The sequence below is a fragment of the Duganella sacchari genome (genome assembly GCF_900143065.1).
Classification (GTDB): Bacteria; Pseudomonadota; Gammaproteobacteria; order Burkholderiales; family Burkholderiaceae_D; genus Rugamonas; species Rugamonas sacchari.
Genome location: NZ_FRCX01000006.1, coordinates 188105 through 214070 on the forward strand (window position 1 = coordinate 188105; position 25966 = coordinate 214070).

24 protein-coding genes are annotated in these 25966 nt (G+C 60.8%); 23 read left to right on the top strand and 1 reads right to left on the bottom strand.

Translation table 11 applies throughout. From position 1 onward, the window contains the following. The first annotated feature begins 11 nt into the window (after positions 1 to 11). The 16 genes from recN (at position 12) to BUA36_RS14915 (ending at position 16685) form a co-directional block, all read left to right on the top strand. Positions 12 to 1664, top strand: a complete 1653-nt coding sequence (gene recN, locus BUA36_RS14840) for a DNA repair protein RecN (RefSeq protein ID WP_072785835.1) — start codon at positions 12 to 14, stop codon at positions 1662 to 1664. A gap of 67 nt (positions 1665 to 1731) precedes the next feature. Then, on the top strand, positions 1732 to 1968 hold the full coding sequence (locus BUA36_RS14845; protein ID WP_072786184.1) for a hypothetical protein: 237 nt from the start codon (positions 1732 to 1734) through the stop codon (positions 1966 to 1968). 35 nt (positions 1969 to 2003) lie between these two features. After that, entirely contained in the window at positions 2004 to 3113 is a 1110-nt protein-coding gene (gene hemH / locus BUA36_RS14850) for a ferrochelatase (protein WP_072785837.1), read from the top strand. 222 nt (positions 3114 to 3335) lie between these two features. Next, positions 3336 to 3887 (top strand): nucleotide exchange factor GrpE, encoded by a 552-nt coding sequence (gene grpE, locus BUA36_RS14855; protein ID WP_072785840.1) that lies wholly within the window; start codon positions 3336 to 3338, stop codon positions 3885 to 3887. A 75-nt stretch (positions 3888 to 3962) separates the two neighbouring features. Beyond that, positions 3963 to 5906, top strand: a complete 1944-nt coding sequence (gene dnaK, locus BUA36_RS14860; RefSeq protein WP_072785842.1) for a molecular chaperone DnaK — start codon at positions 3963 to 3965, stop codon at positions 5904 to 5906. Between the two features lie 113 nt (positions 5907 to 6019). Then, positions 6020 to 7147, top strand: a complete 1128-nt coding sequence (gene dnaJ, locus BUA36_RS14865) for a molecular chaperone DnaJ (protein WP_072785845.1) — start codon at positions 6020 to 6022, stop codon at positions 7145 to 7147. Between the two features lie 101 nt (positions 7148 to 7248). Continuing rightward, entirely contained in the window at positions 7249 to 7926 is a 678-nt protein-coding gene (gene can, locus BUA36_RS14870; protein ID WP_072785847.1) for a carbonate dehydratase, read from the top strand. A gap of 185 nt (positions 7927 to 8111) precedes the next feature. Then, positions 8112 to 8981, top strand: a complete 870-nt coding sequence (locus BUA36_RS14875) for a TauD/TfdA dioxygenase family protein (RefSeq protein ID WP_072785849.1) — start codon at positions 8112 to 8114, stop codon at positions 8979 to 8981. 16 nt (positions 8982 to 8997) lie between these two features. Beyond that, a complete protein-coding gene (locus BUA36_RS14880; RefSeq protein WP_072785851.1) occupies positions 8998 to 9993 on the top strand; it encodes an ABC transporter substrate-binding protein in 996 nt (331 codons plus the stop codon). Beyond that, on the top strand, positions 9990 to 10832 hold the full coding sequence (locus BUA36_RS14885) for an ABC transporter ATP-binding protein (RefSeq protein WP_072785853.1): 843 nt from the start codon (positions 9990 to 9992) through the stop codon (positions 10830 to 10832). The genes BUA36_RS14880 and BUA36_RS14885 overlap by 4 nt, the downstream gene beginning before the upstream one ends. Next, complete coding sequence (locus BUA36_RS14890) at positions 10829 to 11701, top strand: ABC transporter permease (RefSeq protein WP_072785855.1); 873 nt, start codon at positions 10829 to 10831, stop codon at positions 11699 to 11701. The genes BUA36_RS14885 and BUA36_RS14890 overlap by 4 nt, the downstream gene beginning before the upstream one ends. 118 nt (positions 11702 to 11819) lie before the next feature. Next, positions 11820 to 12437, top strand: a complete 618-nt coding sequence (locus tag BUA36_RS14895; RefSeq protein ID WP_072786185.1) for an ANTAR domain-containing response regulator — start codon at positions 11820 to 11822, stop codon at positions 12435 to 12437. A gap of 377 nt (positions 12438 to 12814) precedes the next feature. Continuing rightward, on the top strand, positions 12815 to 13987 hold the full coding sequence (locus BUA36_RS14900) for a CmpA/NrtA family ABC transporter substrate-binding protein (RefSeq protein ID WP_072785857.1): 1173 nt from the start codon (positions 12815 to 12817) through the stop codon (positions 13985 to 13987). Between the two features lie 15 nt (positions 13988 to 14002). After that, positions 14003 to 14908: a nitrate ABC transporter permease gene (gene ntrB, locus BUA36_RS14905; protein WP_072785858.1), complete on the top strand. Its 906-nt coding sequence runs from the start codon at positions 14003 to 14005 to the stop codon at positions 14906 to 14908. Between the two features lie 11 nt (positions 14909 to 14919). Further along, entirely contained in the window at positions 14920 to 15723 is an 804-nt protein-coding gene (locus tag BUA36_RS14910; RefSeq protein WP_072785859.1) for an ABC transporter ATP-binding protein, read from the top strand. Positions 15724 to 15815: 92 nt separating this feature from the next. Further along, the gene (locus BUA36_RS14915; protein WP_072785860.1) at positions 15816 to 16685 is read left to right on the top strand and encodes a hypothetical protein; all 870 of its coding nucleotides are present in this window, start codon (positions 15816 to 15818) and stop codon (positions 16683 to 16685) included. A gap of 2 nt (positions 16686 to 16687) precedes the next feature. Here the strand turns inward: BUA36_RS14915 and BUA36_RS14920 are convergent, their stop codons facing one another. Beyond that, on the bottom strand, positions 16688 to 17035 hold the full coding sequence (locus tag BUA36_RS14920; protein WP_072785861.1) for a hypothetical protein: 348 nt from the start codon (positions 17033 to 17035) through the stop codon (positions 16688 to 16690). Positions 17036 to 17121: 86 nt separating this feature from the next. On the opposite strand from BUA36_RS14920, the gene BUA36_RS30315 reads away from it, so the two are divergent. The 7 genes from BUA36_RS30315 (at position 17122) to BUA36_RS14950 (ending at position 25964) form a co-directional block, all read left to right on the top strand. After that, positions 17122 to 17340: a hypothetical protein gene (locus tag BUA36_RS30315; RefSeq protein ID WP_139260571.1), complete on the top strand. Its 219-nt coding sequence runs from the start codon at positions 17122 to 17124 to the stop codon at positions 17338 to 17340. Further along, positions 17337 to 17534 carry a hypothetical protein gene (locus tag BUA36_RS14925; protein ID WP_072785862.1) on the top strand — a complete coding sequence of 66 codons (198 nt, stop codon included), beginning with the start codon at positions 17337 to 17339 and terminating at the stop codon, positions 17532 to 17534. The genes BUA36_RS30315 and BUA36_RS14925 overlap by 4 nt, the downstream gene beginning before the upstream one ends. A gap of 278 nt (positions 17535 to 17812) precedes the next feature. Continuing rightward, on the top strand, positions 17813 to 19108 hold the full coding sequence (locus BUA36_RS14930) for an MFS transporter (protein ID WP_072785863.1): 1296 nt from the start codon (positions 17813 to 17815) through the stop codon (positions 19106 to 19108). Between the two features lie 12 nt (positions 19109 to 19120). Then, complete coding sequence (nirB, locus tag BUA36_RS14935) at positions 19121 to 21652, top strand: nitrite reductase large subunit NirB (protein ID WP_072785864.1); 2532 nt, start codon at positions 19121 to 19123, stop codon at positions 21650 to 21652. 10 nt (positions 21653 to 21662) lie between these two features. Next, complete coding sequence (gene nirD, locus BUA36_RS14940; RefSeq protein WP_072785865.1) at positions 21663 to 22010, top strand: nitrite reductase small subunit NirD; 348 nt, start codon at positions 21663 to 21665, stop codon at positions 22008 to 22010. Next, entirely contained in the window at positions 22007 to 23221 is a 1215-nt protein-coding gene (locus BUA36_RS14945; protein ID WP_072785866.1) for an NAD(P)/FAD-dependent oxidoreductase, read from the top strand. Before nirD ends, BUA36_RS14945 begins: the two co-directional genes overlap by 4 nt. A 19-nt stretch (positions 23222 to 23240) precedes the next feature. After that, a complete protein-coding gene (locus BUA36_RS14950) occupies positions 23241 to 25964 on the top strand; it encodes a nitrate reductase (protein ID WP_072785867.1) in 2724 nt (907 codons plus the stop codon). Positions 25965 to 25966 lie beyond the last annotated feature (2 nt).

Consider the following 25966-nt stretch of genomic DNA (forward strand, 5'->3'; position numbering starts at 1 on the left):
TACAGGCCTCCATGCTGCGCACCCTGTCCATCCGTGATTTTGTAATCGTCGACTCGATCGAACTGGAATTCTCCGCAGGCTTTACGGTTTTTACTGGCGAGACCGGGGCCGGCAAATCGATCCTGATTGATGCGCTGACACTGGCGCTGGGTGGCCGTGGCGACGCCAGCGTGGTGCGCGAAGGGACGGCCAAGGCCGACATCACGGCGGACTTCGCCGTCAGCGAGCAGGCGCGCGCCTGGCTGGTGGCGCATGCATTCGCGGTGGAAGAGGACGGCGCGCTGCTGCGCCGCGTGATCGACAATGCGGGCCGCAGCAAGGCCTACATCAACGGTGTGGCGGCGACTGCGGCCCAGCTGCGCGAGCTGGGCGATCTGCTGGTGGACATCCACGGCCAGCACGCCCACCAGTCGCTGATGAAGACCGAGGCCCAGCGCGACCTGCTGGACGGCCAGGCGGGCGCGGCAGGCGAGGCGCGTGCGGTGGCGCTGGCCTACAAGGCATGGCGCGCGCTGGCGCGCCAGCTGGACGAGTTTGAAACCAATGCCGCCAACGTGCTGTATGAGCGCGAGCGGCTGGAGTGGCAGGTCAACGAACTGGAAAAGCTGGCCGTCAAGCCGGGCGAGTGGACGGAGGTCAGCAATGAGCAAAGCCGCCTGTCGCATGCGGCCAGCCTGATGGCGGGCGCGCAGGAAGCGCTGGCGGCGATTTCGGAGTCGGAAGACCATCCCATCCTGTCGCAGCTGTCGTCGCTGAACCAGAAGCTGGGCAAGCTGGCGGATATCGACAGCGGCCTGCAGGCAATCGTGGATCTGATCGAGCCGGCGCGCATCCAGCTGCAGGAGGCGGTGTATGCGCTCAACGACTATCTGGACCGCGTGGACCTGGACCCCGAGCGCCTGCGCAAGGTGGAGGCGCGCATGGATGCGATCCACTCGGCAGCGCGCAAATTCCGTGTGCCGGAAGATGAGCTGCCGGCGGAACACGCCAAGCTGGCCGAGCGTCTGTCGCAGATCGCCGATGCCAGCGATATCGAAGGCTTGCGCAAGCAGGAGGAAAAGCTGAAGGCCGGCTACCTGGCCGAGGCGCAGAAACTCACGGCCACGCGCACGCGCGCCGCGCAGCAGCTGGGTGAGGCGGTCACGAGGGCGATGCAGGAGCTGAACATGACGGGCGGCCGTTTTGAGGTTGCGCTGCATGCGGGTGAACCGGCGGCGTATGGCCTGGAGCAGGTGGAATTCCTGGTCGCTGGCCACGCCGGCGTGGCGGCGCGGCCGCTGGCCAAGGTGGCGTCGGGCGGCGAGCTGGCGCGCATCTCGCTGGCGATTTCCGTTATCACTTCCAACGCCACCACGGTGCCGACCTTGATCTTCGACGAAGTCGATAGCGGCATCGGCGGCGGTGTGGCCGAAGTGGTGGGCCGTCTGCTGCGCCGCCTGGGCCAGGAGCGCCAGGTGCTGTGCGTAACCCACTTGCCGCAGGTTGCCAGCCAGGCGGGCCAGCACTTCCAGGTGGCCAAGGGCATGCTGGACAATGGCAAGACCGCGTCGCGCATCGACGTGCTGGATTCGAAGTCGCGCGTGGAAGAAATCGCCCGCATGCTGGGCGGCCTGGAAATCACCGCCACCACCCGCAAACACGCCCGCGAGCTGCTGGCTTCTTGATTTCACGCAGACCCGCAGAGGCAAAAAGGACTAAGATTGATCAATGCCCTTTACAAGGGAGGCGATCATGGAAACTGAGCAACGGATTGATAGGCTAGAAGATTCTGTCGGCGACACAAAGCAGCGGCTGGTTCGCATTGAAGAGCAGTTGAAATATATGGCGACCAAAGAGGATGTCGCCAACCTCCGCGGCGACTTGCTGCTGATGGAAACCAGAATGCTGAAGTGGTTTGTTGGCACGGCAATCGCGTTGAGCGCTACTGTCAGCACCATCGTTTTCGCAATAACAAAGTTTATCCATTAAGATGCTGGCTGACGGTACTCAACCTTAAGCCATTCATGACCTTTCAAAAAGAACCTCCTCACAAGCACGGCAGCGTCGGCCGCAGCGCCATCGTCCTGGTTAATCTGGGCACGCCTGATGCGCCGACCCGCTCCTCGGTGCGCCGCTATCTGAAAGAATTCCTGTCCGATCCGCGCGTGGTCGAGATTCCCCGGGCCGTGTGGTGGTTCATCCTGAATCTCATCATTCTGCCGTTCCGCTCCGGCCAGTCCGCCAAAAAATACGCTTCGATCTGGACCCGTGAAGGTTCGCCGCTGCGCACCCACACGGCTGCCCAGGCGCAATATCTGCGCGGTGCACTGGGCGAGCGCGGCCATCAGGACCTGACGGTGGCCATGGCCATGCGCTACGGTTCGCCATCGCTGCCGGACGTGTTGTCCAAGCTGAAGGCCGACGGCGCCGAGCGCATCCTGCTGCTGCCTGCCTACCCGCAATATTCCGGCACCACCACCGGCTCCATCTACGACGCCGTGTTCCAGCACTACGGCAGCGTGCGCAACATCCCGGAGCTGCGCTTCGTGCGCAACTATCACGACCACGACGGCTATATCCGCGCGCTCCAGCATTCCGTACTCAACCACTGGGAGCAGCACGGCCGCCCGGAAAAGCTGGTGATGTCCTTTCACGGTGTGCCGAAACGCACGCTGCTGCTGGGCGACCCATATCACTGCGAATGCCTGAAAACCGCGCGCCTGCTGGCCACCGCCCTCAAGCTGACGCCGGACCAGTACGTGGTCACGTTCCAGTCGCGCTTCGGCAAGGCTGAGTGGCTGCAACCCTACACGGCGCCCACCGTCGCCCAGCTGGCGCGCGACGGCGTCAGGCGCATTGATGTGATCTGTCCCGGCTTCATTGCCGACTGCCTGGAAACGCTGGAAGAAATCTCCATGGAAGTGCGGCATGACTTCGAGCAAAACGGCGGCAAGGAATTCCATTACATCCCTTGCCTGAACGAATCGCCATCCTGGATTGCTGCGCTGGCCGAAATCGCCGAGCAGCACATCATTGGCTGGCCGACCCAGATGCCGCCGTCCCAGCGCGAACAGCTGAAACAGGAAGCGGAAGCGGGCCGCGCCGCCGCCTTGCAGCTTGGCGCCCAGGACTGAAAAGCAACATTACTCCCCTCACCATACCGTCACCCGTTAATCAGCACTTGCGGGTGACGAGTGCCAGCCTGTTAAAATAGCCGCCTGATGTGCTACCGGCGTGTCAATTGTTGTCAAATTGATAGGCAAAAAAAGACCCTTGAAAACATAGGTTAATGCCCAATTTACTGCCACACCGGTAACAAAGTAATGTCAAACAAATACGATTGTAGGAGTCTCTAGATGCAAGATCAGGAAAACCAAGCCGTACCACCTAATCCAGAGGCGGCCGCAGCCGCTGCGTCGGCCCCACCATCGACCCCGGAAGCGGGCCTGCCATCGCTGGAAGAACAGCTGGCCGCAACCGAAGCCAAGCTGGCCGACATGCACGATGCCTTCATGCGCGCCAAGGCCGATGGTGAAAACATCCGCCGCCGTGCCCAGGAAGATGTTTCCAAGGCCCACAAATTCGCGGTAGAGAGCTTCGCTGAAGCGCTGGTGCCAGTGAAAGACAGCCTGGAAATGGCGCTGAAAGTTGAAGCGCCAACGCTGGAATCGTTGAAAGAAGGCGTCGAAATGACGCTGAAGCAGCTGTCGGCAGCCTTCGAGCGCAATCGCCTGATCGCGATTGAACCGGCACAGGGCGAGAAACTGGACCCGAACAAGCATCAGGCCGTTGCCGTGGTGCCTGCCGACCAGGAAGCCAATACCGTTGTTTCCGTGCTGCAAAAAGGCTATATGATCGCCGACCGCCTGCTGCGTCCGGCCATCGTCACCGCAGCGCAAGCAAAATAATTTCAAGCTCTTGAAAAGACAGAGCTTTTCCACATATTAGTACCATCTGAACTCTAGCAAATAAGGAAGAAAATCATGGGTAGAATTATCGGTATCGATTTGGGAACCACCAACTCCTGCGTTTCCGTCATGGAAAACGGCCAGCCTAAGGTTATCGAAAATGCCGAAGGCGCACGTACGACGCCATCTATCATTGCTTACCAAGAAGATGGTGAAATCCTGGTTGGCGCCCCGGCAAAACGCCAGGCAGTGACCAACCCAAAAAACACGCTGTTCGCGGTCAAGCGTCTGATCGGTCGTAAGTTCGACGAAAAAGAAGTGCAGAAAGACATCGGTCTGATGCCTTACTCGATCACCAAGGCCGACAACGGCGATGCATGGATCGGCGTACGCGACAAGAAACTGGCGCCACCGCAAATCTCGGCGGAAGTGCTGCGCAAGATGAAGAAAACCGCGGAAGACTACCTGGGTGAAGAAGTCACCGAGGCCGTCATCACCGTACCGGCGTACTTCAACGACTCGCAGCGTCAGGCCACCAAAGACGCCGGCCGTATCGCTGGCCTGGACGTCAAACGCATCATCAACGAACCAACCGCAGCCGCACTGGCCTTCGGCCTGGACAAGACCGAAAAGGGCGACCGCAAGATCGCCGTGTACGACTTGGGCGGCGGTACCTTCGACGTCTCGATCATTGAAATCGCTGACGTGGATGGCGAGAAGCAGTTTGAAGTGCTGTCGACCAACGGCGACACCTTCCTGGGCGGCGAAGACTTCGACCAGCGCGTCATCGACTACATCATCGAAGAGTTCAAAAAGGTCAACGGCCTGGATCTGAAAAAAGATCCGATCGCCCTGCAGCGCATCAAGGCTTCGGCCGAGCGCGCGAAGATCGAACTGTCGTCGTCGCAGCAGACCGAAATCAACGAGCCGTACATCGCCATGGCGAACGGCGCGCCGGTCCACCTGACCCTGAAAATGACCCGCGCCAAGCTGGAATCGCTGGTGGAAGAGCTGATTAACGCCACCATCGAGCCATGCAAAACGGCAATCAAGGATGCCGGCGTAAAAGTATCCGACATCGACGACATCATCCTGGTCGGCGGTATGACCCGTATGCCGAAGGTGCAGGAAAAGGTCAAAGAGTTCTTTGGCAAAGATCCACGTAAAGACGTGAATCCGGACGAAGCCGTGGCGGTCGGTGCTGCGATTCAAGGTTCGGTGCTGTCGGGCGAGCGCAAGGACTTGCTGCTGCTGGACGTGACCCCGCTGTCGCTGGGTATCGAAACCCTGGGCGGCGTGATGACCAAGATGATCCACAAGAACACCACGATTCCGACCAAGTTCTCGCAAGTGTTCTCGACCGCTGACGACAACCAGCCTGCGGTGACCATCAAGGTCTACCAGGGTGAGCGCGAAATCGCTGCCGGTAACAAAGGCCTGGGCGAGTTCAATCTGGAAGGCATCCCGCCAGCAGCACGCGGTACGCCACAGATCGAAGTGACCTTCGACATCGACGCCAACGGCATTCTGCACGTGGGCGCGAAAGACAAGGCCACCGGCAAGGAAAACAAGATCACGATCAAGGCAAACTCCGGCCTGACCGAAGCGGAAATCCAGAAAATGGTGAAAGACGCTGAAGTCAACGCCGAAGAAGACAAGAAAGTGAAAGAACTGGCTGAGTCGCGCAATCAGGCTGACGCGCTGGTGCACTCGACCCGCAAATCGCTGACCGAATACGGCGACAAGCTGGAAGCTGGCGAGAAAGAGAAGATCGAAGCTGCGATCACCGACCTGGAAGCCTCGATCAAATCGGGCGACAAGGCCGAGATCGACGCCAAAGTGGCAGCACTGTCGACCGCTTCGCAGAAGCTGGGCGAGAAGATGTACGCTGACATGCAGGCACAGCAGGCCGCGGGCGGCGCTGAAGGTGGCGCCCAGTCAGGCGCAGGCGCCGAGCAAGCCAAGCCACAGGACGACGTGGTCGACGCGGACTTCAAAGAAGTCAAAGACAGCAAGTAATCGTCATTCCCGCTGCGGCGGGGACGGCAAGCCGAGCCGTGTTGCCGTGTAAGCGGTACCGGCTCGGCTTTTTCGCATAAATCAGTACAGAATATAAGCAGGATTCCGACACTATGGCAAAGCGTGATTTCTACGAAGTACTCGGTGTGGCAAAAAACGCATCGGAAGACGAGATCAAGAAGGCCTATCGCAAACTGGCTATGAAGTACCATCCGGACCGCAATCCGGACAGCAAGGACGCGGAAGAGAAATTCAAGGAAGTCAAAGAAGCCTACGAAATGCTGACCAATCCGGAGAAGCGCGAGGCGTATGACCGCTATGGTCACGCCGGCGTGGATCCCAACATGGGCGGCGGAGGAGGCTTCGGTGGTGGCGCAGGCGGTTTCGGCGACGCCTTTGGCGACATCTTCGGCGACATCTTTGGCGGTGGCCGCGGCCGCAGCCAGGGCCCGCAGGTGTACCGCGGCGCCGACCTGCGCTACAACCTGGAGATTACGCTGGAACAGGCAGCGCATGGTTTCGACACCACCATCCGCGTGCCGTCGTGGGACAAGTGCGACACCTGCCACGGTACCGGCGCCAAGCCAGGCACCTCGCCGGTGACCTGCTCGACCTGCGCCGGCCATGGCCAGGTCCGCATGCAGCAGGGCTTCTTCAGCATCCAGCAGACCTGCCCGAAATGCCACGGCACCGGCAAGATCATTCCTGAGCCATGCGCCGCATGCTCGGGCCAGGGCCGCATCAAGCGCAACAAAACGCTGGAAGTGAAGATCCCGGTCGGTATCGACAACGGCATGCGTATCCGCTCGTCCGGCAACGGCGAACCGGGCACGAATGGCGGGCCGTCAGGCGACTTGTACGTGGAAATCCACATCAAGCCGCACCAGGTGTTCCAGCGCGAGGGCGATGACCTGCACTGCGAAATGCCGATCTCGTTTGCCAAGGCAGCGCTGGGCGGCGAAATCGAAGTGCCGACCTTGTCTGGTAAAGTAGCGTTTACGATCCCTGAAGGCACCCAGTCGGGCAAGACCTTCCGCCTCAAGGGCAAGGGCATCAAAGGCGTGCGTTCCGGCTTTGCGGGCGACCTGTTCTGCCACGTGGCAGTCGAGACGCCGGTCAAGCTGACCGACAAGCAGAAAGACCTGCTGCGCGACTTTGAAAAATCGACCACGGAAGGCGGCGCCAAGCATAGCCCGCAGACCAAAACCTGGCGCGACAAGGTGAAGGACTTTTTTGAGTAAGCAATGAGTCACTTCGCTGTCACGTGTGATTGGTAATATCAAGACCGCCGCGCTGCCTTTTCGGGCAGACCGGCGGTCTCTTTATGTACGAGAGGAGCATCATGGAAAGTCTGAAAAACAGCACGTCCCCCCTGCGCAACCTGCTGGAGAACAACCGCCGCTGGGCGGAATCGGAAGTCGAACGCGACCCCGAGTTCTTCAAACGCCTGGCCAACCAGGCCGCACCGGAATACCTGTGGATCGGCTGCTCTGACAGCCGCGTACCGGCCAACGAACTGCTGGGCCTGGCGCCGGGCGATGTCTTCGTTCACCGCAACATCGCCAACGTCGTGGTGCATTCGGACCTGAACTGCCTGTCCGTACTGCAGTTCGCGATTGAGGTGCTGAAGGTCAAACACGTCATCATCGTCGGCCACTACGGCTGCAAGGGCGTGCATGCCGCCATGACCGGCACCCGCGTCGGCCTGGTCGACAACTGGCTGCGCCACGTCCACGACGTCAACCAGAAGCACGAGCGCTACCTGGGCAGCGTCGTCAACGAACAGAAGCGCTCTGAGCGCCTGGTAGAGCTGAACGTGGTCGAGCAGGTGACCAACGTCTGCGCCACCACCATCGTGCAGGACGCCTGGGACCGCGGCCAGGACCTGACCGTGCACGGCTGGGTCTATGGCATCAACGACGGCAAGCTGCAAGACATGGGCATCGCCGTCAGCGCCCTCGACCAGCTGTCCCCGGCAGTCCAGCAACGCCTGGCAAAGTACGACACAGCCACTGCCTGATTAAGCCGCACAGCCACCCCAAAAGGTTAGGGTCTGACCCCGTACGGGGTCAGACCCTTGGTCGCCGCAGTGCGGGTTGGAACGATGCCCGCACGCTGACCGTATATCGATATCAGATAAGCTTCGTTTTCTAAATAAGGATGGCGGCATAGACTGTATTGCACATATTTCTCAAGGTGTGTGCCATGGCTGCCGTTCTGCAGGATTCGTTTCAGATTGAGTTGTTCGACGCGCCGCTCGGTGCGGAGATTATCGGGCTGGACCTGAACCGCCCGCTGCCGCCGCGGGAGTTCCAGCGTATCCATGAGGCGCATCTGGATCACCACTTGCTGGTGTTCCGCGACCAGCGCATCACGCCACAGCAGCAAGTTGATTTCAGCCGCCGTTTCGGGCCGCTGCAGATCCATGTGCTGCGCAATTTCCAGTTGGCCTCCCAGCCGGAAGTCCTCATCATTTCCAACATCATCGAGAACGGCAAGCCGCTCGGTCTGGGTGACGCCGGCCATTTCTGGCATTCCGATCTGTCGTACAAGGAAAGGCCCAGCCTCGGCTCGATGCTGCATGCGCAGGAGCTGCCGCTGGAAGGCGGCGATACGCTGTTCGCCAATATGCACCTGGCGTATGACACGCTGCCTGTCGCCTTGCGTCACGCCGTGCAGAACGCGCGCGCCGAGCACAGCTATCTGGCGCAGTACGAAGCGCTGCGCCGCCGTAGCCCGTTCCGCCCGGCGCTGACGCAGGCGCAGATCGATGAGGTGAAGCCGGTCGTCCATCCTGTCGTGCGCACGCATCCGGAGACGGGCCGCAGAGCCCTGTTTGTCAGCGAGCACTTCACCACGCGCGTGATCGGCCTGCCCGAAGATGAAAGCCGTACGCTGCTCGATGAGCTGTTCGTCCATAGCGTCAAGCCGGAGCATGTGTACCGCCATCGCTGGGCCCCGCATGACCTGGTGTTCTGGGATAACCGCTCGCTGATGCATCTGGCAGGCGGCACGCCGGACCATCTGCGCCGCAAGCTCTATCGCACCACTATCGAAGGCGACGTACCTTTCTAACTCACCGAGGATCTTCATGTTCAGACGCACCGCCGCCGTACTTTCCTTGAGCCTTGCCTTTGCCACGCCTGCGCAGGCGGAGGGCCGCATCCGTATCGTCGAACAGTTCGGCATCGTCTACCTGCTGCTGAACATCGCGCAAGACCAGCAGCTGATCGAGAAGCAGGGCAAGAAGCTGGGGGTCGATATCACGGTGGAGCGCACGCAGTTGTCTGGCGGCTCGGCGGTGAACGATGCGCTGCTGTCGGGCGCCATCGATATCGCCGGTGCTGGCGTTGGTCCGTTGCTGACCATCTGGGACCGCACCAACGGCAAGCAGAATGTGAAAGGCGTAGCCTCGCTGGGCAGCTTCCCATACTACCTGGTCAGCACCAATCCGAAAGTGAAATCCATTGCAGACCTCAGCGAGAAGGATCGCATTGCGCTGCCGGCGGTGACGGTATCCGTGCAGTCGCGCATCCTGCAGTACGCAGCGGCCAAGAAGTGGGGCGAAAAGGAGTTTGCGCGCCTGGATAAATTTACGCAGACCTTGCCGCACCCGGATGCCACGGCGGCCGTCATTGCAGGCGGTACGGAGATCAACGGCCATTTTGGCAACCCACCGTATCAGGAGCAGGAGCTGGCCGGCAATCCGAATGCGCACATCGTGCTGAATTCCTACGATGTACTGGGTGGTCCGAGTTCCGCCACCGTGCTGTATGCAACCGAGAAGTTCCGCAACGAGAATCCGAAGACCTATCGCGCCTTCACCGCCGCGCTGGCGGAAGCCGCGCAGTATGCGACCAAAAATCCTGAGGGCGCGGCCGACACCTATCTGCGCATCAGCAAGAGCAAGGTAGACCGCGAGCTGCTGCTGAAGATTATCAGGAACCCGCAAGTGCAGTTCAGCGTCGCGCCGCAGAATACCTACAGCCTCGCGCAGTTCCTGTACCGCGTTGGGGCAATCAAGAAGCAGCCGGCCAGCTGGCGTGAATACTTCTTTGAAGACCCGGTGATTGTGCAGGGATCATGAGCCTGCAAATTGTCAGCCCTACTGGCGGCATCGCCCCGTTGCTGCGTGCCGATGGCGTGAGCCTGGAGTATGGCCACACGCGCGCCACGCATGACGTCAGCTTCGATGTGTATCGCGGCGACCGCTTTGTGCTGCTTGGCCCTTCAGGTTGCGGCAAGTCCTCGCTATTGAAGGCGGCGGCGGGCTTCGTCAAGCCTGCCGCTGGCAGCATTACCGTCAATGGCGCGCAGGTGCTTGGGCCGGGACCGGACCGCATGGTCGTGTTTCAGGAATTCGACCAGCTGCCGCCGTGGAAGACGGTGCTGGAGAACGTCATGTTCCCGCTGCTGATGACCCGGCGCGTGAGCCGCCATGAAGCCGGCGAGCGTGCCGCGCACTGGATCGCCAAGGTGGGCTTGAGCGGCTTTGAACACGCGCATCCGCACACGCTGTCCGGTGGCATGAAGCAGCGCGTGGCGATTGCCCGTGCGCTGGCGATGCAACCGGAAGTGCTGCTGATGGATGAGCCGTTCGCCGCGCTCGATGCACTCACGCGCCGCAAGATGCAGGAAGAGCTGGGACGCTTGTGGGAAGAGCTGCGCTTTACGCTGCTGTTCGTCACGCATTCGATCGAAGAGGCGCTGGTGGTGGGCAACCGCATCCTGCTGCTGTCGCCGCATCCGGGGCAGGTGAGGGCGGAACTGAACAGCCATCAGTTCGATCTGGCCAGCGCGGGCAGCGCTGAATTTCAGGCGGCCACACAGCGCATCCACAGATTGCTGTTTGGTGAGCGGCGTAGCGACACAGCGCCTGATCGCGGTGCGTCGCAGGCGCCGCATGGCCGGAGTGCTGCACCGTGAGCCTTGTCCTTGATGCACCGATCCGCCAGGAATACGAATACACGGTCGCCGCGCCGTCGTTGCGCGCTGCCGATCCTGTCCTGCCGCTGGCGCGCCGTGCATGGCAGCAAGGCTGGCTGCGCAAGACCTTTATCCTGATCCTGCTGGCTGCGTTGTGGGAGCTGCTCGCCCGCTGGCAGGCGAATGACCTGCTGCTGCCAAGCTTCCTGCAAACCGGGCAAGCTTTCGTCGATGGCATCATCAGCGGTGAACTGCTGGACCGTGTGCGTGTCTCGCTGAGCGTCCTGCTGCAAGGTTATGTGGCCGGCATCGCCGCCGCCTTTGCGCTGACGGCACTGGCCGCGACCACCCGCATCGGCCGCGATTTGCTGGAGACGCTGACCGCCATGTTCAATCCGCTGCCGGCCATCGCCCTGCTGCCGCTGGCGCTGTTGTGGTTTGGGCTCGGCAAAGGCAGCCTGCTGTTCGTGATCGTGCATGCCGTGCTATGGCCGCTGGCGCTGGGGGCCTATGCGGGATTTCAGTCCGTGCCGGACACCTTGCGCATGGCTGGCCGTAACTACGGCTTGAGCGGCCTGCGGTTTGTGTTGCACATCTTGGTGCCGGCCGCACTGCCACCCATCCTGTCCGGCCTCAAGATCGGCTGGGCCTTCGCGTGGCGGACGCTGATCGCCGCCGAACTGGTATTCGGCACCACAGCGGGACAAGGGGGACTTGGCTGGTACATTTTTCAGAACCGCAATGAGCTGTACACCGATAAAGTCTTCGCTGGTCTGGCCGCCGTCATCCTGATCGGCCTGCTGGTGGAAGATGTGGCATTTCGTCCACTGGAAATGCTGACCGTCCGGCGCTGGGGCATGCAACGCTAGGCGATGGGCTGGCAGACCGCCGTTGTTCTGCCTTAGAATCTGGCCATGGACACCAAAACTACTGGTTTGATTCTTGCATGCAGCAGGAGTATTTGCCACTCCCATGCTTAAGCCGGCCATGCCCAATTTGCGGATTGTTGTCGTCAACACCGTCATTCACGATGAGGATGACGAGTCGCTGCACGCGCAGGCGGAGCGCGCGCGGGTGTTGCGCATCGGGCTGCTGGAGGCGGGCTATGACATCATCGCCTCGCTGCCGCCGGATATGTACCTGCCAGACCGCATCGCCCAGCTGCAGCCCGATATGATTATCGTGGACGCGGAATCCGATGCACGCGATGTGCTGGAGCATATCGTCATCGCCACCCGCGATGAACGCCGCCCCATCGTCATGTTCACCGAGAGCGAAGACGCGGAGAGCATGGAGGCGGCGGTGGCAGCGGGCGTCTCCGCCTACATCGTGGCCGGCTTGCAGAGCGAGCGTATCAAGCCGGTGCTGCAGGTGGCGCTGGCGCGCTTTAAACGCGAGCAGAAGCTGCTGGACGAGCTGTCCGATACCAGGAGCAAGCTGGCCGAGCGCAAGGTGATCGAGAAAGCCAAAGGCTTGCTGATGCAGCGCCAGGGCTTCACCGAAGACCAGGCCTATCAAAAGCTGCGCACCATGGCCATGAGCAAAAACCTCAAGCTGTCCGAGGTCGCCCAGCGCATCCTCGATGTGGAAGACCTGCTAGGCTGACCGGCGCACCCCAAAATGATGCACCGCGCAATTGCGGTGCATTTTTTCGCCCACAGCCTGCCACTCAGCACCATTTTCCCCCTGTAAGCCCGTTGGCACGGACATTGCATAACCGCATGCAGGCGCAATGATGCGCCGCTGCGCCTTACCAACGGCGGTAAGGCCCACCAGACAATGACGTCTACCAATCATGAATGCGTTCGTGAGGGTAGGCGTTTTTTTTGGCCGATAGTGATAGTTATTGACGACTACAACGAGGGATAGCCATGGAATACAAAAAGCTCGATACGCTACGCGCGTTACCACCCGGGACGGAAGCGGTGAATGTCACGCGCAGAAAAATTATTCATGGTGCAGGTCTGGTAGCGGGAGCGAGCATGTTGGGTTTGGCAACGGGGGGCGTATGGGCGGCAGGTTCGGACAAGCCGGAGAAAGAAGAAATCAAGATCGGCTTCATCCCGCTGACCGACTGCGCTTCCGTGGTCATGGCGTCGGTGCTGGGCTTTGACAAGAAGTATGGCGTGAAATTCGTATTGAGCAAAGAAGCGTCATGGGCCGGTGTGCGCGACAAGCTGGCCAATGGCGATCTGGATGCAGCCCATGTGCTATATGGCCTGCTTTATGGCGTCCAAATGGGCATCGGCGGCCAGAAGAAGGACATGGCAGTGCTCATGGGCCTGAATAACAACGGCCAGGCCATCACACTGTCGAAGAAGGTCGCGGACAAAGGCGGGGTTGACGGCCCGTCGCTGGCAAAGCTGATGCAGACCGATAAGCGTGAATACACTTTCGCGCAGACTTTCCCGACTGGCACCCACGCCATGTGGCTGTACTACTGGCTGGCGGCGAACGGCGTCAATCCACTCAAGGATGCCAAGGTCATCACCGTACCGCCACCGCAGATGGTGGCCAATATGCGCGTCGGGAATATGGATGGCTTCTGCGTGGGGGAGCCGTGGGGCCATCGCGCCATCATGGATGGTGTGGGGATTACTGCCGCCACCACGCAGGACATCTGGAAGGACCACCCGGAGAAGGTGCTGGGCTCCACGCTGGAATTCGCCAAAAAATATCCCAACACCTGCCGCGCGATGATGGCGGCGATACTTGAAGCAGGCAAGTGGATCGATGCCTCGCTGGCCAACAAGAACAAGATGGCCGAGGTCATCGCCGACAAGTCCTACGTCAACACCAGCAAGGATGCAATCGACCAGCGCATCATGGGCCGCTACCAGAATGGCCTGGGCAAGACCTGGGACGATCCTAACCATATGAAGTTCTACAACGACGGCGCGGTCAACTTCCCGTATCTGTCGGATGGCATGTGGTTCATGACCCAGCATCGCCGTTGGGGGCTGCTGAAAGACGATCCAGATTATCTGGCGGTTGCCACGTCGGTCAATCAGATCGATCTGTACAAGGATGCCGCCGCCATGACCAAAACGCCTGTACCTAAGAGCCCTCTGCGTAGCTCGAAACTGATGGATGGTTCCGTATGGGACGGCAAGAATCCTAAAGCATTTGCCGCCTCGTTCAAGATCAAAGCCTGATAACAGGAGAGTGCCATGAACGCCATGCTGAAACCTGACAGCGTTGAACCGCTGGTCACCGACGCAGTGCCTGCGGCATCCCCGCGATCCCGCCGCCCACGCCGGCCGCTTGCGGCAAACGGTGCGGCGCGTGTGCGCAAACAGGTCTCTGCCACCGTTATGAAAATTGTCGCGCCGCTGGTGGGCGCGGCGTTGATGGTGCTGGTCTGGCAGCTCATCACGGTAAATAACGCACAGTTCCCGACGCCAGCTGTCACACTGGACGAAGCCGTGAAGCTGTTCTCCGATCCCTTCTACCGCAAAGGCCCGAATGACCAGGGCATAGGCTGGAACTTGCTGGCGTCCTTGCAGCGCGTGGGCGTGGGCTTTGGGCTCGCTGCGCTGGTGGGCATTCCGCTGGGCTTCCTGATCGGCCGCGTGCAGTTAGTCGGCGCCATGTTCGGTCCCATTATCAGCCTGTTGAAACCGGTGTCGCCGCTGGCCTGGCTGCCGATAGGGCTGCTGGTGTTCAAGTCCGCCAACCCTGCTGCCATCTGGTCCATTTTCATTTGCTCGATCTGGCCCATGATTATCAACACGGCGGTGGGCGTGCAGCGTGTGCCGCAGGACTACATGAACGTGGCCCGGGTACTCAATCTGTCCGAGTGGAAGGTGCTGACCAGGATCCTGCTGCCTTCGGCGCTGCCCTACATCCTGACCGGCGTACGTCTGTCGATCGGCACCGCATGGCTGGTGATCGTCGCCGCCGAAATGCTGACCGGCGGTGTCGGCATCGGTTTCTGGGTATGGGATGAGTGGAACAACCTGAATGTCCCGCACATCATCATTGCCATCGCCGCCATTGGCGTGGTGGGCTTGCTGCTGGAGCAGGCGCTGATGGCACTGGCCCGGGCCTTCACCTACGAACAGGTATCCAACTAGGGAGTACGATCATGGACGAATCCAGATTCATCGATATCGAAGGCGTGGAGATGATTTTCCATACGAAGAAAGGCGTGTTCCACGCACTGCGCGAGATTGATCTGAAAGTGGCCAAGGGAGAATTCATTACGTTGATTGGCCACTCGGGCTGCGGCAAATCGACCTTGCTGAACCTGATCGCCGGTCTGCTGGAACCCAGCGATGGCGTGCTGCTGTGCGCCAACCGCGAGATCGCCGGACCATCGCCGGAACGGTCGGTGGTATTCCAGAACCATTCGCTGCTACCCTGGCTGACCTGCTACGAAAACATCCACCTCGGCGTGGAACGCGTATTCGGCAAGACCGAATCGCGCAAGCAGCTGCGCGAACGCACCTTGCAGGCACTGGCGCTGGTCGGTTTGTCGCAAGCGGAAAGCAAGCGGCCCAATGAAATCTCGGGCGGCATGAAACAGCGTGTCGGCATCGCCCGCGCGCTGGCGATGGAGCCGAAAGTTCTGCTGATGGATGAACCATTCGGCGCACTCGATGCACTGACGCGCGCCCATCTCCAGGACGAACTGTTGAAGATCGTCGCCGCCACCAAGTCCACCGTCGTGATGGTGACGCACGATGTCGACGAAGCGGTGCTGCTGTCGGACCGTATCGTCATGATGACCAACGGCCCGGCTGCGACCATAGGCGAAATCGTCGATGTCCAGCTGGAGCGACCACGCGACCGTGTGGCGCTGGCGGCGGATGCCAGGTACATGGAATACCGTACGGCGGTGCTGGAATTCTTGTACCGTAAACAGGCGCATCCCGCCAGGGCCGCATAAATCACGAGCGTCGGCTGAGGGAACAGTGTGGTGGTGTCTGACAGAATCAAGGCATGATATGTACCTTTAGATAATGCCATCTGGTCTGCCTGATGAAACACCTGCCGCTCTATGTCCTCGCCCTTTCCGCTACCATGGCCGCCTGCTCGCCGCATGAGCCGCCAGCGGCGCCACCGGCACCTGTCGCCAGCGCGCCTGCTGCTGCATCGGCAGTGAAAGTGCCCGACGCCGCCAAAGCCCGTGAAGTAGCGTTGATGAAGGCTGTATTCGGCGACCGCTATGACGCTCAAAAGCATCAGGCCCTGGCCGAGATAGAAGTCGACGGTGCGGAGGCGACCCATCTGATGACGCTAAACGGCAGCACTGACCTTGCCGATGGCCGCACCGTCATGGTGGTCAACGGCGCCATGTCTGATGACGACGGCAAGGACATAACGGCTCATGTCTCGTCCGGCGTGCTGAATGTGTACGTGCTACGCCGCGAAGGATCAAGCTGGAAAGTACTCGAGCGCCGGGAAGGTGTTGATACGCTGGGTTCCGAAGGGCAGATCGGTGCCGTCAAATGGGTCACGCTGGGCGCCGGCAAGCCCGGCTTCATCGTCTCCAATGGCGGCATCTGGCAGGGCTACTGGATACAGCATGCCGCGATCTATGAACTCAGCGCCGGTGTGCGCAGCCTCGGAAGTTTTGAGGAAGGCTCGGGCAACGAGGGCGCCTGCGGACCGAATACCTCCGAATGCTGGGATACGCAGGGCAGCATCCGCTTCGCCCAGGAGCCGCAGCAGAGCGGCTACAGCGATATCGTGGTCGACTTCAAAGACAAGCGCTACACCGTCACAGAAGGGAAGGATGGTTCCTTTGTCGAGCAGGTGCAAAGCGACACCAGGTCCACCGCGCGCTACCACTTCGATGGCAAGGCCTATGTGCTGGCAGCGGGAACCAACCCCGTACAAGGCATTTGACCTTACTGCCACTCACCCTTTTCTTCAAGGATGACCTTCTTGCCTTGTGTAACGGATAGCTCGCCGCCTTCAAACACCTTGTAGCTGGTTTTCCCGTTGCGGAATTCATAGCCCAGGAAGCGGCATGGCGTCACGCCGTCCGCGCACAGGGTGTGCATGGTTTTTCCACGCAGCTTGATGCTCTTGCCGGTCTTCTTGCTGGTGCCGGTATAGCTGACGTCATCGCAGCTGACGTTGCCTTCCTCGCAGTTGACTTTGATGTCAATGACAAAGGACGGTGTGGTCAGCGTATCTGCACGGGCTGGCAGCAGGCCGAACGCCAGGGCCATGCCTACTAAAAGACGTTTCATAAGTTCTCCCAGGTTGTTGTTGCATTGTACAGAACAGCCCCGGATTGGAATGCCTGCTACGATGGTCCTTTCACCGGGGAGGTGATATGTCAGTCTACCGCCGAGAAGGCCAACGGGCGTTTGCCGAATTTGCCAGCGCGCTGGCGGAAGAGCATGCCGCAGCCCACGAGCTGGCGCAATGCGCCAAGATCGATGCCTACAATCTGGTCGCCCGGGACGTATTCACGCGATTGGTTGCAGCCCATGACAAGACCAGCGCCGCCTTTGCGCGGATCGAATGTTTCAGAATATCGGGGGACTTATGACTGCACTGGTGCGTTTGCTGATGACCGAACAATATCGCCTTCGGCGCGAAGAACTTGCTGTGAAACCCGAAAATCAGGCGCTGCCCACGCCCACCGGCGTTGAACGCGCGCTGGACGAGGCGCTGGATGAAAGCTTTCCGGCCAGCGACCCGGTAGCGATCTCGATTACCCGAACGCCGAATCGTCCCACATAGCACGCGTCGCACCGATAGCGTGCAGGCACGCACCGCAACATCGCACGGCGCCATGCCGCTGCGTGCTCTTTATCCTGGCCCTCCCTCTGTCGCAGCATATCCAGCCTCTGGCACGGCTCTTGCAACGTAGTTGAGCAAGAGGTCAACGGCGATCTCCCGCAGTACACGAATTCATCGCTGGTCCAAGGACGGACTGGCAGGACAACGGCGTCCGCCCAACCCGGTCTTTGAGGCCCGGTTGCGCGGACGCCTTTTTGTTTTCTGAACGGGATAAAAAAATGGCCAGCAAAGCTACCAGCATCAAGCTCTTATCGATTTCAACGCCTCAGATGCGGGCGTTCCACTTGACCTGGATGGCGTTCTTCGTCTGCTTCTTCGCGTGGTTCGCCTGCGCGCCGCTGATGCCGGTGATTAAAGGAGAATTCGGCCTGACGCCAGCGCAGATCGCCAACATCAATATCGCCGCCGTTGCGGTCACCATCCTGGTGCGCCTGATTGTCGGCCCGCTGTGCGACCACTTCGGTCCGCGCAAAGCGTATACAGGCTTGCTGCTGCTGGGCTCCATTCCGGTGATCGGGGTCGCCTTCGCTCAGAGTTATGAGAGCTTCCTGTTCTTCCGTCTCGCGATCGGTGCTGCTGGCGCCAGCTTCGTCATCACGCAGTATCACACCTCGGTGATGTTCGCGCCGAAGGTGGTGGGCACTGCCAATGCCGCTGCCGCCGGCTGGGGCAATGCCGGCGGCGGTGTCGCCCAAGCCGCCATGCCGTTGCTGATGTCCGCCACGGTAATGCTGGGCGTGACCGAAACGCTGGGCTGGCGCGCAGCCCTGGTCGTGCCGGGCGTGCTGATGATCGTCATGGCCTTCGTCTACTACAACTTCACGCAGGACTGCCCGCAAGGTAACTACAAAGAGCTGCGCGCTGCGGGCGTGGTCATCGAAGGTGGCAAGAAAGGCGGCTGGTCTTCGTTCAAACTGGCTGCCGCCAACTACCGCGTATGGCTACTGTTCATCACTTACGGCGCCTGCTTCGGTATCGAGATCTTCATTCACAACATCGCCGCGATTTACTATGTCGATCATTTCAAACTGACGCTGGCGCAAGCCGGCATGGCCGCGGGCTCCTTCGGTCTGCTGGCGTTGTTCGCGCGCGCATTGGGCGGCTGGGCGTCCGACAGATTCGCCGCTGGCGGCAACCTGAATAACCGCGTCATCCTGCTGTTCGTACTGATGCTGGGCGAGGGGGCTGGCCTGCTGATGTTCGCGCACGCAGGCAATGCTGTACTGGCCATCGCCGCCATGCTGTTCTTCGGCCTCTTCACCCACATGGCCTGCGGCGCGACTTACGCCGTGGTGCCTTTCATTGACAAGCGCGCCCTCGGCGGCGTAGCCGGCATCATCGGCGCGGGCGGCAATGTCGGCGCCGTCGCTGCCGGCTTCCTGATGAAAGGCCTGGGCGATACCCAGCAGACGCTGAGCATCCTTGGTGTGCTGGTCGCCATCTCCGCACTGTGTGCGCTGGCTGCGCGCTTCAGCAGCGTCACCGTACAAGAAACCGCCATCGCCACCGCCTGAAGGAGCCGCATCATGAAAATTATCGTTATCGGTCATGGCATGGTTGGCCACAAATTCCTGGAAAGCCTGGCGAACAGCGGTGCCGGCAATCTGCAAGTGACGATATTGTGCGAAGAGCCACGTCCTGCTTACGACCGCGTACACCTGTCCGAATTCTTTTCGGGTAAAAGCGCCGAAGACCTGTCGCTGGTAAAGCCAGGCTTCTTCGACCGCGCCGATATGGTGCTGCGCCTGAATACCCGTGCCACCGCCATCGATACCAAGGCAAAGACAGTCACCATCGCCGATGGCAATGTACTGGGCTACGACAAACTGGTCATCGCTACCGGTTCCTTCCCATTCGTGCCATCGCTGCCGGGCAAGGATCGCCAGGACTGCTTTGTCTACCGCACCATCGAGGATCTGGAAGCGATGCTGGAATGCGGCAAGCGCGCCAGGACCGGCGTGGTGATCGGCGGCGGCCTGCTGGGGCTTGAGTGCGCCAAAGCGCTACGCGACATGAAGCTGGCGACGCACGTCGTCGAGTTCTCGCCACGCCTGATGGCTGTGCAGGTGGACGACCACGGCGGCCGCGTGCTGCGCCGTAAAATCGAAGAGCTGGGCGTCACCGTTCATACCGGGAAAAACACCACTGCCATCGTCGATGGCGCCGAGGCCACGCACCGCATGGAGTTTGCCGACGGCGGCCATCTGGAAGCCGACATGATCGTGTTCTCGGCCGGTATTCGCCCGCGTGACATGCTGGCGAAAGAAGCGGGCCTGGCCACTGGTCCGCGCGGCGGCATTGAGATTAACAACAACTGCGTCACCTCCGCCCCGGACGTCTACGCGATTGGCGAGTGCGCGCTATGGGGCGGCATGATTTTCGGCCTGGTCGCGCCGGGCTATGAAATGGCGCGCGTCGCCGCCAGACACCTGCTGGGCGAAGCGGCAGAATTTGCCGGCGCCGACATGAGCACCAAGCTGAAACTGATGGGCGTGGACGTTGCGTCCATCGGCGACCCGCACGGCAAGGAAGAGGGTAGCCATGCCTATCAGTTCATCGACGAGCGCAAACAGATCTACAAGAAGATCGTGGTATCCAGCTGTGGCAAATACCTGCTGGGTGGCGTGATGGTTGGCGACGCCAGCGAATATGGCACGCTGCTGCAAATGATGCTGAACAGGATCGAGCTGCCGGAATCGCCGGAGTTCCTGATCCTGCCGCAGTCCGATGGCGCGGCCAGGCCAGCGCTGGGCGTGGATGCATTGCCGGATGCTGCACAGATCTGCTCCTGCAATAACATCTCCAAAGGCGCGTTGTGCGCTGCGGTGGCGAACGGCGCCTGCACCATCGGCGAACTGAAAAGCTGCACCAGCGCCGGTACCGCTTGCGGCGGCTGCGTCCCACTGGTCACGCAAGTGATGAAAGCCGAGATGAAGAAGCAGGGCATGGAAGTGAACAACCATGTCTGCGAACACTTCGCCTACTCGCGTCAGGAGCTGTTCCATCTGATTAAAGTCGGCCAGATCAAGTCGTTCAGCGATTTGCTGCACAAACACGGTAAAGGCCTGGGCTGCGACGTTTGCAAGCCGCTGGCCGCCAGCATTCTGGCCACCGTGTACAACGACTTCGTGCTGAAGAAGGAACACGCCAGCCTGCAAGACACCAACGACTACTTCCTTGGCAATATCCAGAAGGACGGCACCTATTCGGTCGTGCCACGCATGCCCGCTGGCGAGGTAACGGCGGATGGCCTGATCGCTGTCGGCCAGGTCGCCAAGAAGTACGGTCTGTACACCAAGATCACCGGTGGCGCCCGCGTGGACCTGTTCGGCGCCCGCGTTGAGCAGCTGCCGCTGATTTGGGAAGAGCTGATTGCAGCGGGCTTCGAGTCCGGCCACGCTTACGGAAAATCGCTGCGGACGGTGAAATCCTGCGTCGGTTCGACCTGGTGCCGTTACGGCGTTGATGACTCCATCGGCCTGGCGATTGAACTGGAAAACCGCTACAAGGGCCTGCGGACACCGCACAAGATCAAGTTCGGCGTCTCCGGCTGCACCCGCGAGTGCGCGGAAGCACAAGGCAAGGACGTCGGCGTCATCGCCACCGAAAAGGGCTGGAACCTCTACGTCTGCGGCAATGGCGGCATGAAGCCACGCCACGCGGAGCTGCTGGCGACCGAGCTGGATAAGGCCACGCTGGTCAGGTACATCGACCGCTTCCTGATGTTCTACAGCCGCACCGGCGACCGCCTGCAACGCACCAGCACCTGGCGCGAAAATCTGGAGGGCGGGCTGGATTACCTCAAGCAGGTGGTGGTGCAGGACAAGCTGGGCATCGGCGCCGAGCTGGAAGCCGATATGCAGCACGTGGTCAATACCTACGCCTGCGAGTGGAAAGAAGCGGTCGAGAATCCGGAAACCCGCAAGCGCTTCCGTCACTTCGTCAACAGTGACAAAGGCGATGAGAACGTGCTGTTCATGGAGGAGCGTGGCCAGATTCGTCCAGCCACCATTGAAGAACGCAAACGCGTTATCCCTATCGCAGTCAAGGCAGCTTAAGGAGTAGACCATGCATCGTGATATTCAAACCGGTCACTGGATCGCCGTGTGTGACCTGGACGATATCTTGCCTAACACCGGCGTGTGTGCCTTGCTGAACGAAGCACAGGTGGCCGTGTTCCATGTTGACGATGGCGGTCCGCGCGTGTTCGCCATCGATAACTACGATCCGAATTCCCAGGCCTCGGTGCTGTCGCGTGGCCTGGTCGGCTCGCTTGGGGAACGTATCGTCGTGGCGTCGCCAATCTACAAGCAGCACTTCGACCTTCAAACAGGCGAGTGCCTGGAAGCGCCCGAGTATTCCGTTGGTACTTATCCTGTCCGCATCGACGGCGGCAAAGTCTGGGTCGGTCTATGAAGCCCGCGCTGGTCGTGATCGGCAACGGCATGGCCGGCATGCGTACGGTCGAGGAGCTGCATAAGCTAGCGCCGGATATGTACGACATCACGGTGTTTGGCGCCGAGCCGCACGGTAATTACAACCGCATCCTGCTGTCGCCAGTACTGGCGGGCGAGAAGAGCATTGACGACATCATGCTCAACACGCGTGAGTGGTATGAACAGCACAACATCACGCTGCACGCCGGCGACCCGGTGACGCATATTGACCGCCGCCAGCGCATCGTGCGCGCCCGTTCCGGGCTGGAGGTGCGCTACGACCGTTTGCTGATCGCCACCGGCTCCAAGCCTTTCATCATTCCTGTGCCCGGCCACCAGTTGAACGGTGTGCTGTCCTTCCGCTACATTCAGGATGTCGAGAAGATGCTGGCGATGGCGCGCAATCACCGCAATGCGGTCGTTATCGGCGGTGGCCTGCTGGGACTGGAGGCGGCAAATGGCTTGCAGCGTCAGGGCATGAGCGTCACCGTGATCCATGTGACCGATACGCTGATGAACCAGCAGCTCGACAAACCTGCCGCGCTGCTGCTGCAAAAAACGCTGGAAGCCAAGGGGCTCAGGTTCATGATGGGCGCGCAGACGGAAGAAATCCTTGGCACGGACCGCGTAACCGGTGTGCGCTTCAAGGATGGCACGGAGATTCCTGCGGACCTGGTCGTCATGACTGCGGGCGTACGCCCGAACATTGAACTGGCCAAATCCGCTGGTCTGCACTGCGAGCGCGCGATTGTGGTTGACGACACGCTGCAAACCTACGATCCGCGCGTCTACGCGGTCGGCGAATGCGTGCAGCACCGCAGCGCCACCTTTGGCCTTGTGGCGCCAATCTGGGACCAGGCCCGCGTATGCGGCGCGCACCTCGCCGGTGTCGGCGTTCGCCGCTATGTGCAATCGACCTCGCCGACCCGCTTGAAGGTAACGGGCGTGGAGCTGTACTCGGTCGGCGACTTTATCGGTGGCGAGGGCAGCGAAGACCTGGTGCTGCGCGACGCCCGCCGCGGTGTCTACAAGCGACTGGTACTGAAAGATAACCGCGTCACTGGGGCCGTGCTGTATGGCGATGTCAAGGACGGACCCTGGTACTTCAACCTGATCCAGAACCGCAGCGACATCACGCCAATCCGGCAGACCCTGTTATTTGGCGAAGCCCTGTCCACCCGGGCTGCCTAGAATCAAAGTGAGAAGCATCTTGACCCTGTCTACCGACCACCTGGCTGTCCGTACCACCTGTGCCTACTGCGGCGTGGGCTGCGGCGTGCAAGCCACGCCCAAGGACGATGGCAGCTTCGCCATGGCAGGCGACAAGCTGCATCCGGCGAACAAGGGACGCCTGTGCGTCAAAGGCTCGGCACTGGGCGAGACGGTCGGCCTGGAAGGCCGTCTGCTGTACCCACAGCTGCGCGAGGCCGATGGCCTGCGCCGCGTCTCGTGGGATGAAGCGCTGGACAAAGTCGCTGGCGAATGGCGGCGCATCATCGCCGAACATGGCCCCGATGCGGTCGCTCTGTACGTTTCCGGCCAGCTGCTCACCGAGGACTATTACGTCGCCAATAAGCTCATGAAGGGCTACGTCGGCAGCGCCAATATCGACACCAACTCGCGCCTGTGCATGTCGTCCGCCGTGGCGGGCTACAAGCGCGCGTTTGGCGAAGACCTGGTGCCGGTCTGCTACGATGATCTGGAGCTGGCCGATCTGGTCGTGCTGGTCGGCTCCAACACTGCATGGTGCCACCCGATCCTGTTCCAGCGCATCATGAAAGCCAGGGAAGCACGGCCGGAAATGAAGCTGGTGGTTGTCGATCCACGCCGCACCGCGACCTGCGAGCTGGCGGATCTTCACCTGCCCGTCAATGCCGGTACCGACGTGTGGCTGTTCAATGGCTTGCTGAGTTATCTGTCGCGCATCGGTGCTGTCGATCCGCGCTTCGTCGAGCAGCATACCAACGGCTTCGAAACAGCGCTCGACGTCGCCTACGCAGACTGCGCCGATCCGGCCGTGGTGGCAAAGATCTGCCGCATCGAGCTGCCGGTACTGATGGAGTTCTACGAACTGTTTGCCGCCACGCGCAAAACCATCACCGCGTATTCGATGGGTGTGAACCAGTCGTCGGCAGGCACGGATAAAGCCAACGCCATCATCAACTGTCACCTGATTGGTGGCCGTATCGGCAGGCCTGGCATGGGACCGTTCTCCATCACTGGCCAGCCGAACGCCATGGGCGGCCGTGAAGTCGGCGGGCTGGCCAACATGCTGGCGGCGCACATGGATCTGGAGCGCGCCGATCATCGCGACGTCGTGCAGACCTTCTGGGAGTCACCAGCGATGGCAGACAAGGGCGGCCTGAAAGCGGTTGATCTGTTCAAGGCGATTGAGGACGGCAAGGTCAAATCGGTCTGGGTCATCGCCACCAATCCCGTCGTCAGCCTGCCCGACGCTGACCAGGTGCGCCGCGCGCTCGACAGGTGCGAGCTGGTGATTTTCAGCGATATCATGCAGGACACTGATACCACGGCCTATGTCGACGTCCTGCTGCCGGCGCTGGGCTGGGGCGAGAAGGATGGCACGGTGACCAATTCCGAACGCCGCATCTCGCGCCAGCGCGCCTTTCTGCCCGCGCCGGGCGAAGCACTGCCGGACTGGAAAATCCTGTCGCTGTTCGCGCAGCGCATGGGCTACAGCGGCTTTGATTTCTGCGGCCAGCACGGCGTGTTTGACGAACATGCGCGCCTGAGCGGTTTCCGCAACACGGTTAGCGATGTACCGCGCGCTTTCGATATGTCAGGCCTTGGCGGCCTGAATCAACGGCAGTACGATGAACTGGAGCCGACGCAGTGGCCGGTGCGCCGCACCGCCAACGGCGAGCTGCAAGTGGATGTGCGCCTGTTCGAAGATCATGTGTTCGCCCATGCGGATGGCAAGGCACGCTTCATCGCCACCGTGCCGCGCCTGCCGAAACATGCCGTCAGCGAGGACTACCCGCTGTCGCTGAACACGGGCCGTGTGCGCGACCAATGGCACACCATGACCCGCACTGGAAAGTCCGCCACGCTGGCCGACCATATCGCTGAATCCTTTGTCGACATGCATCCGCAAGACGCGCTCCTGAGCGGCGTGCGCGAAGGCGAACTGGCGCGCATCACCTCTGAATGGGGCGCCATGGTGGCGCGCGTGCAGCATGGCGGTGGCATCCCGCGCGGCAGTGTATTCATTCCGATCCACTGGAACGGGCAGAACGCGTCTGACGCCCGCGTGGGTGCGCTGGTGAATCCCGTCGTCGATCCCGTTTCTGGCGAGCCGGAATTCAAACACACGCCGGTGCGCGTGGAGCAGTTCCGCGTCAACTGGCATGGCTTCATCCTGAGTCGCGACGCGATCAATCTAGACAGCATCGCCCACTGGACGCGCATTCAGGGCCGCGAGTTCGCGCGCTACGAACTCGCGGGCCGCAACAGCGTCAAGGACTACAGCGGTTGGGCGCGCGGCCTGTTGGGCGTCGGTGATCCTGATGCCGACTGGCTGGAGTACGAGGACAAGACCGCTGGCGTGTACCGTGCCGTGCACATGGTGAACGACCGCATCGAACAATGTATTTTCATGTCGCCGCGCCAGGACATGCCATCGCGTGCCTGGCTGGCCAGCCTGTTCGTCAAAGAACAACTGAGTGAGATCGATCGCGTTGGCCTGCTGGTCGGCATGCCGGTTGAGAAGGGCGCGGATACCGGGCCTACCGTGTGCTCCTGCTTTGGCGTCGGCCGCAACACCATCTGCAACGCCATCCGCGAAAAGGATCTAAAGACGGTGCCGGAGGTGACAGCCTGCCTGAAAGCAGGCGGAAATTGCGGTTCGTGCGTCCCGGAGATCAAGAAGATACTGGTACAAACCCGCACGGAGGCAGCAGAAATAAGGTTGTGATT

Coding starts and splice junctions, on each gene's coding strand:
- recN (WP_072785835.1), top strand. CDS start 12: ATGCTGCGCACCCTGTCCATCCGTGATTTTGTAATCGTCGACTCGATC.
- BUA36_RS14845 (WP_072786184.1), top strand. CDS start 1,732: ATGGAAACTGAGCAACGGATTGATAGGCTAGAAGATTCTGTCGGCGAC.
- hemH (WP_072785837.1), top strand. CDS start 2,004: ATGACCTTTCAAAAAGAACCTCCTCACAAGCACGGCAGCGTCGGCCGC.
- grpE (WP_072785840.1), top strand. CDS start 3,336: ATGCAAGATCAGGAAAACCAAGCCGTACCACCTAATCCAGAGGCGGCC.
- dnaK (WP_072785842.1), top strand. CDS start 3,963: ATGGGTAGAATTATCGGTATCGATTTGGGAACCACCAACTCCTGCGTT.
- dnaJ (WP_072785845.1), top strand. CDS start 6,020: ATGGCAAAGCGTGATTTCTACGAAGTACTCGGTGTGGCAAAAAACGCA.
- can (WP_072785847.1), top strand. CDS start 7,249: ATGGAAAGTCTGAAAAACAGCACGTCCCCCCTGCGCAACCTGCTGGAG.
- BUA36_RS14875 (WP_072785849.1), top strand. CDS start 8,112: ATGGCTGCCGTTCTGCAGGATTCGTTTCAGATTGAGTTGTTCGACGCG.
- BUA36_RS14880 (WP_072785851.1), top strand. CDS start 8,998: ATGTTCAGACGCACCGCCGCCGTACTTTCCTTGAGCCTTGCCTTTGCC.
- BUA36_RS14885 (WP_072785853.1), top strand. CDS start 9,990: ATGAGCCTGCAAATTGTCAGCCCTACTGGCGGCATCGCCCCGTTGCTG.
- BUA36_RS14895 (WP_072786185.1), top strand. CDS start 11,820: ATGCCCAATTTGCGGATTGTTGTCGTCAACACCGTCATTCACGATGAG.
- BUA36_RS14900 (WP_072785857.1), top strand. CDS start 12,815: ATGTTGGGTTTGGCAACGGGGGGCGTATGGGCGGCAGGTTCGGACAAG.
- ntrB (WP_072785858.1), top strand. CDS start 14,003: ATGAACGCCATGCTGAAACCTGACAGCGTTGAACCGCTGGTCACCGAC.
- BUA36_RS14910 (WP_072785859.1), top strand. CDS start 14,920: ATGGACGAATCCAGATTCATCGATATCGAAGGCGTGGAGATGATTTTC.
- BUA36_RS14915 (WP_072785860.1), top strand. CDS start 15,816: ATGAAACACCTGCCGCTCTATGTCCTCGCCCTTTCCGCTACCATGGCC.
- BUA36_RS14920 (WP_072785861.1), bottom strand. CDS start 17,035: ATGAAACGTCTTTTAGTAGGCATGGCCCTGGCGTTCGGCCTGCTGCCA.
- BUA36_RS30315 (WP_139260571.1), top strand. CDS start 17,122: ATGTCAGTCTACCGCCGAGAAGGCCAACGGGCGTTTGCCGAATTTGCC.
- BUA36_RS14925 (WP_072785862.1), top strand. CDS start 17,337: ATGACTGCACTGGTGCGTTTGCTGATGACCGAACAATATCGCCTTCGG.
- BUA36_RS14930 (WP_072785863.1), top strand. CDS start 17,813: ATGGCCAGCAAAGCTACCAGCATCAAGCTCTTATCGATTTCAACGCCT.
- nirB (WP_072785864.1), top strand. CDS start 19,121: ATGAAAATTATCGTTATCGGTCATGGCATGGTTGGCCACAAATTCCTG.
- nirD (WP_072785865.1), top strand. CDS start 21,663: ATGCATCGTGATATTCAAACCGGTCACTGGATCGCCGTGTGTGACCTG.
- BUA36_RS14945 (WP_072785866.1), top strand. CDS start 22,007: ATGAAGCCCGCGCTGGTCGTGATCGGCAACGGCATGGCCGGCATGCGT.